Source organism: Paracoccus rhizosphaerae (genome assembly GCF_026162645.1).
GTDB lineage: Bacteria > Pseudomonadota > Alphaproteobacteria > Rhodobacterales > Rhodobacteraceae > Paracoccus > Paracoccus rhizosphaerae.
In genome coordinates, this window is the sequence record NZ_JAOTBE010000110.1 from 1 (window position 1) to 6,356 (window position 6,356).

The 6,356-nt window shown below is 63.4% G+C and carries 5 protein-coding genes and 2 pseudogenes; 3 read left to right on the top strand and 4 right to left on the bottom strand.

The features are described 5' to 3' along the window. Positions 1-435: 435 nt before the first annotated feature. Positions 436-675 (bottom strand): LysR substrate-binding domain-containing protein, encoded by a 240-nt coding sequence (locus OC184_RS20620; RefSeq protein WP_407674415.1) that lies wholly within the window; start codon positions 673-675, stop codon positions 436-438. Positions 676-830: 155 nt separating this feature from the next. Then, a complete protein-coding gene (locus tag OC184_RS19190) occupies positions 831-1,304 on the bottom strand; it encodes a LysR family transcriptional regulator (protein WP_265508760.1) in 474 nt (157 codons plus the stop codon). 30 nt (positions 1,305-1,334) lie between these two features. Here OC184_RS19190 and OC184_RS19195 point away from each other — a divergent pair, with 30 nt between their 5' ends. The 3 genes and pseudogenes from OC184_RS19195 to OC184_RS19205 all read left to right on the top strand — a co-directional run. Further along, positions 1,335-2,027, top strand: coding sequence for a hypothetical protein (locus OC184_RS19195; protein WP_265508762.1), 693 nt, complete (start codon positions 1,335-1,337; stop codon positions 2,025-2,027). A 39-nt stretch (positions 2,028-2,066) separates the two neighbouring features. Next, positions 2,067-2,420, top strand: a complete 354-nt coding sequence (locus OC184_RS19200; RefSeq protein ID WP_265508763.1) for a hypothetical protein — start codon at positions 2,067-2,069, stop codon at positions 2,418-2,420. A gap of 101 nt (positions 2,421-2,521) precedes the next feature. Beyond that, positions 2,522-2,704: pseudogene (locus OC184_RS19205) on the top strand (transposase); the annotation flags it as partial. Between the two features lie 601 nt (positions 2,705-3,305). Here OC184_RS19205 and OC184_RS19210 read toward each other — a convergent pair. After that, positions 3,306-5,693 (bottom strand): annotated as a pseudogene (locus OC184_RS19210) (error-prone DNA polymerase); the annotation flags it as partial. A 12-nt stretch (positions 5,694-5,705) separates the two neighbouring features. Beyond that, positions 5,706-6,143, bottom strand: a complete 438-nt coding sequence (locus OC184_RS19215) for a PHP domain-containing protein (RefSeq protein ID WP_265508766.1) — start codon at positions 6,141-6,143, stop codon at positions 5,706-5,708. Positions 6,144-6,356 lie beyond the last annotated feature (213 nt).

Genomic DNA, 6,356 nt, shown 5'->3' on the forward strand with positions numbered 1-6,356 from the left:
CGAGGCCTTCGCCCGCATCGACACCGAGGAGATCGACCCCATTCTCAGCATAACCACGAAAGCCGCCTGATCATGCCCTCAGGCCTCCCGGGAAATTACACCAGCTTGACGGACGTGACCCGCCGTCCTCGTCGGCCGCCTCGCCGCGGACAGAAGGAAGAATGCAGGAGAAGATGCGTCCGCCTGGCGTCATCGTTCCAGCGTAATGCCTTGCCCGCCGACTGCAATCTTCACCTTGAGTTGCCGCCTCCGGTGATGTGAACGCAATGGTTCAGCCTCTGACACGCACACTGGGCCCTTAGCGGCCGGTCGAGACAGTCGCGGCGGCGCGGTGCAGCTTCCAGAGAGCAGACGCTCGTGCTTGGCGCAGCGAGATCTAGCAGGCACGGTCTGTTATGCGGGACGTTTCCGCAATTTCTAGCGGTTCTTCCAGCGTCAGCTCTTGTCAAATTCCGCGGCGATCCAATCCACAACCCGATGCACGTCCGGTTGTCTCACGTGCTCTTGCGACCAAGAAACGAAGAGTTTTTTAGTCGGCGGTTCCGTGTTGACCCACACCTCTACAAGACGTTTCCGCAACACGTCGCTTTCGACAATGTAGGAAGGGGCGATGGCGACGCCGTATCTCTCTATTGCCGCGTCCACAGCCAGCGCAGACCGGTCGAAATTCAGCAGCTAGTGCCGAGTCCGGTGCCTGGTTGCCTCGATTAAAGCTTCCCATGTGCGATGCGCATCCTGAAGCAGTGGCAACGTCAGCACAGTTTCCAACTCCATCGGCCAATCGGGCTTGGGGAAATTCGGGCTGCACACGGCAACAGGATTGATGTCGGTCAATGGCCGCGCATTTTGAAACGGCTTCGGATCGGTCGCTTTTCCTGGCCAGACGGCAATCTCGTTGCGGGCCAAGTCGCGAGACAGCTGCTCAGTGTGAACCTCGGTTCGGAGCGAGATACGAGGAAACTGGGTGGCGAACTTTTCCGGCGCGGCATCAGCCACTTCGCCGCTGTTGAGGAGCCAAAGTGTAGCGTTATCTGCCCTACTTCCTGCGCGAGTTCGGTGACCACCATTTCGAGCGTGGCCAGGGCTTCGTCGACGGCCTCCCGACAGCGCACACCTTCGGGGGTTAGCCTCACACCCCGAGCCTGACGTTCCAAAAGGATCACTCCAAGCTCGACTTCGAGCTGTTTGATCTTTTGGGATACAGCGCCGCGCGTCAGGTTCAGTTCACCCGCAGCGCGGTGAAGATTGCTGTGTCGCGCCACGCAAGCGAACACCCGAAGAGAATTGAGGTTCACTTGCTTCATGGACAAGGCCTAAGACGTTAGGTTTTCTAAATGCTGTCGCACATATCCTGCTTTGTCAAAGGGACGTGCCGCGTCGATACAGGGTCAGAGCCCCACGCGATGCCATTGAGGATCAATCAGATGTCACACGCCGTTCGCATCGCCACCACGGGCGACATTCCCCGCCTTGTCTATCTTCTGCTTCTGGACGCGGAGGAACGTCAGGCTGCCGACCCGATCCTGTGGAAGATGGCTGCGGATGCCTCGGCGCAGATCGAAAAGGCGCTGACCTTTGCGCTGATGTCTGAACAGCAGCCGTTCCGCCAGATATGGCAAGTTGCCGAGCATGATGGAGTGATAAATGGCGTAATTCATTCGATGCTTCTTCCGGTGCCGCCGATCTATGCGGGCCGGAAGGGCGATCCGGGACTTATTCTGCCTGATAGTGCTGTCGCGCTCGGCGCGCCGGAAGGCACGATTGACGCGCTGGTCGCAGCGGCGGAACGTGCCCTGATGGATGCCGGCGCAAAGATACTCTTGTCTACCTACGTGACTGGAGGGCCCTGGCGACAGGTCTTTCGAGATCGCGCTTACGATCCGCTGACGCTCTACTTGTCCCGAACCGTCCTTGGCGATGCTGGACGCCCGTCAACAATCCGTCTGGCCACCGAGGTTGATGTGCCAAGCATCGTCACGCGGGCATCGGAGAACAAGCGGATACTCTTCGAGATCGACCAATTCTGAGAACAGCATTCCGATGCAGAAACCAGGTTCACTGGTTGGATGAACCGAAGCCTGACACTGCGTGACCGGGATATGATGGTTATGGGGGCGCCGGAAAACCTGAATGGCTACGTGATCGCGCAGCCCGCCTCGCCGCTTCATTTTCCGCCGGCGCACGACATTACCGGAACAGGTGTGATTGACGACTACTACCACTCGGACCTTGCTGATCCTACCGCTCTTGCAAACGGTGGCGAGGGCGCGACCACGCTTCTGCGCGCAGCCGAGGCTGCCTTCGCGAACAGAGGTGTTGGGGTTGCTTTTGTCGTATGCCCCGCCAGGTGGCCGTCCAAAATCGAGATGCTCGAAGCTGCGGGATACGAAACAGCCATGGTCTGGTCCATTAAGCGGTAACACGCGACAAGAAACTCCATAGTGATCCGCCACTGCATTCACTGTGGCCCCCGGCTGCAGTGTATCGGCGACCACCCGAGCCTTCACTCCGGCCATCGCCGATGACCAGAGGCATAGATATCCACGCCTACAATGAAGCGCTCAAGAGCCGTGGCTCGCTGACGATCTGGTTCGGCCCCGATGTGAGCTGGGAGGCCGCGTCGACTGGCAGACGTGGCTGGCAGCAGACCTACAGTGATGCTGCCAGCCAGACCTGCCTTTCCATGAAAGTGTTGTTCGGCATCGGCTCCGAGTCGCGCAACCCGGATGCCCGTCGACTCCGTGGCGAGCGTTGGACGCAGATCACCGCGAAGAAAAAGATCGTCCCGATCAAGGACGTCGAGCTCAAGCAGTATGCCGCGGACAACCATTCCTGGGTCAGCGTCGCCTACGAATACAGTTCCAAGTTCATCCACCTCACCAATCTCTGGGACTACGACGGACCTGACCCGCTGCTGACGATCAGTGCCAACGACCGCGAGACCATGCGGTCGTATCTGGAAACGTATCACTGCTTTGCAAGAACTGATGTGACGATGGCCGATCTGATCGAATACCTGCCGAAGGTCTTCGAGAAGATCCGCGACAATGTCGAAGGCTACGTCGATCAGAGAGACGGCTTAGTCCTTGGAACGCAGTAGGTTTTGTGGCGCGTGCTTTAGCAGTGGGCGCGTGATCTTCCCGTCGAACCGCGTTCGGATCACGGGACAGGGTGATCGCTGCATCCTGGACGAACGACCGCTTTCCCATGCTTGCCGCAGCTGTGATGCTGCGGCGCCGACCGTCGGCTTTCCGCCCTTTGCGTCGCCCTGTAGCCAGGATCATCTTCTTCACTGGACGACACACCTACCTGAAGTCCTTTGTCTTCACCTTGACGGTGTCAATGTGAAGGTCAGGGATGTAGATGTCGCGCGGTGTTGGCGGCCCGGCGTTGCCCGGCAGCCTACCGCCGGTCGCCGTGAACTCGTCGCCCCGGCCGTGGGTCAACGGAAAGGCGTCGCCGCGCTGGCCGATGCTGGCAAGGTCAGTTGAGAGGTTGGTGATGCGATGGACGACGAGGTGGACGACCTCGCCCTCGCGCTGCACGGTGCCCGCGACGGCAATCATGCCGGCGCCGAGGATGGTTCGGCGGTTGGCCTCGAAGACCTTGGGCCAGACGACCAGGTTGGCGATACCGGTTTCGTCCTCCAGGGTTATGAACATCACGCCCTTGGCCGAGCCCGGGCGCTGGCGGACCAGCACGATGCCCGCCACCTCGCAGCGGCGGCGGTTGCGGGAGGCCATGGCTTCCGCGCAGGGGATCATCCGGCGTCGGGTCAGATCCTCGCGCAGGAAGGCCACCGGGTGGCGGCGCAGCGACAGGCCGGTATGGCCGTAATCCTCGACCACCTCGCGCCCGGCGGCCATCGGGCGCAGGGCGACGGTGGGCTCGGCGAACTCCGGTGGCGCAGTGCGCGCCTCGGCAGCGGCGAAGAGGGGCAGATCCTCGTCGGCCAGCCCCTTGAGGTGCCAGAGCGCCTCGCGGCGGCCGAGGCGCAGGGCAGGGCGGAAGCCGTCCGCCTCGGCGATCCGGGTGAGGGTGACAACGGGCACGCGCACGCGCCGCCACAGATCCTCAACCGAGGCGAAGGGCTGATCGGCACGGCCCAGCACGATCGCCGCCGCATGGGCGTTGGCCAGGCCCTTGACCATGCGCAGCCCAAGCCGGACCGCGAAGCGCCGGCCGTCCGCCAGCGGCTCGAGGGTGCAGTCCCAATGCGAGGCGTTGATGCAGACCGGGCGGACCTCGACCCCGTGCTCGCGGGCGTCCCGCACGATCTGGGCAGGGGCGTAGAAGCCCATCGGCTGGCTGTTCAGGAGCGCCGCGCAGAACACGTCCGGATGCCAGCACTTGAGCCATGCCGAGGCATAGGAGATCAGCGCAAAGCTGGCCGCATGGCTTTCCGGAAAGCCGTAGCTGCCGAAGCCCTCCAGCTGGCGGAAGGTCCGTTCGGCAAAGTCGCGGTCGTATCCGCGCGCGGCCATCCCCTCGATCAGCTTGTCGCGGAACCGGGACACCCCGCCGGTAAACTTGAAAGTGGCCATGGATTTGCGCAGCATGTCGGCCTCGCCGGGCGTGAAGCCCGCGCATTCGATGGCGACGCGCATGGCCTGCTCCTGAAAGAGCGGCACGCCAAGGGTCTTGCCCAGCACCTTCTCCAATTCCGGGGTGGGGAAGTTCACGGCCTCCTGTCCCGCCCGGCGGCGCAGGTAGGGATGGACCATGTCGCCCTGGATCGGGCCGGGGCGGACGATGGCCACCTGCACGACCAGGTCGTAGAAGGTGCGCGGGCGAAGGCGCGGCAGCATCGACATCTGCGCGCGGCTCTCGATCTGGAACGTGCCGAGCGTGTCGGCTTTGCGGATCATCGCATAGGTGCGGGGATCCTCGGCCGGGATGTTCGCCAGATCATGGCGGATGTCCTTGTGCTCGGCCAGGAGCTGAAGCCCCTTGGCCATGCAGGTCAGCATGCCGAGCGCCAGCACGTCCACCTTCATAAAGCGCAGCGCCTCGATGTCGTCCTTATCCCATTCGATGATCTGGCGATCCTCCATCGCCGCGGGTTCAATGGGCACCAGATCGTCCAGCCGGTCATGGGTCAGCACGAAGCCGCCCGGATGCTGGCTGAGGTGCCGCGCCGTGCCGCGCAGTAGGGCAGCCAGCTCCAGCGTCAGGCGCAGGCGGCGGTCATCCGGGTTGAGGTTCAGGGCGCGCAGCTCGTTGTCAGTGATCCCCTCCTCCGACCAGGCCCAGATCTGGCTAGACAGCGCTCGGATCAGATCCTCGGGCAGGCCCAGGGCCTTGCCCACGTCGCGCAGCGCGCCCTTGGAGCGGTAGCGGATCACCACGGGGGTCAGCGCGGCGCGGTCGCGGCCATAGGTGCGGTAGATCCACTGGATGACCTCCTCGCGGCGTTCATGCTCGAAGTCCACGTCGATGTCGGGGGGCTCGCGGCGCTCCTCGCTGACGAAGCGCTCGAAGAGCAGGTCGTTGCGCCCCGGATCGATGGAGGTGATCCCCAGCACGAAGCACACGGCCGAGTTCGCCGCCGACCCCCGGCCCTGGCACAGGATGCCGCGCGAGCGGGCGAAGCGGACGATGCTGTTCACGGTCAGGAAGTAGGGCGCATAGTCCAACCGGTCGATCAGGCGCAGCTCATGCTGCAGGCTGGCGGTGACCTCGGCCGGCACGCCTTCGGGATAGCGCTAGGCCGCGCCCTCCCAGGTCAGCCGCTCCAGCGTGGCCTGTGCGGTCACGGTGGGATCGTCGCGTTCCTCGGGATACTGGTATTCCAGCTCGTCGAGCGAGAAGCGGCAGGCCTCGGCGATCCGGGCCGAGCGGGCCAGCGCTTCGGGGTAGCGGGTGAACAGCCGGTGCATCTCCACCGGCGTCTTCAGGTAGCGGTCGGCGTGACGCTCGCGGCGAAAACCCAGGGCGTCGACGGTTGTGTTGTAGCGGATCGCGGTGACCACGTCTTGCAGGATGCGGCGGTCAGGGGTGTGGAACAGCACGTCATTGGTGACCACGGTCGCCACGCGCAGGCGGGCGGCGAGGTTCGACAGCTCATGCAGCCGCAGCTGGTCGTTCGGGCGGCGGCGCAGGGTCAGTGTCAAGTGGGCGCGGTCGCCAAAGGCCTCGCGCATCCGGCGCAGCTGAAGGGCACAGAGATCATCCGCCTGGTCGGGGATCAGGATGCCGATCAGGCCCTCGCAGGCGGCGGCCAGGTCCGACCATTCTAGGGTCAGGATGCATTGATTTTCGATGTGCTGCGTGATTCACGGCTCGGAAAACGGAGCGGTGACATGAGCGACCTTTTCTGGCTGACCGACGCGCAGATGGCCAAGCTTTCCCCTTTC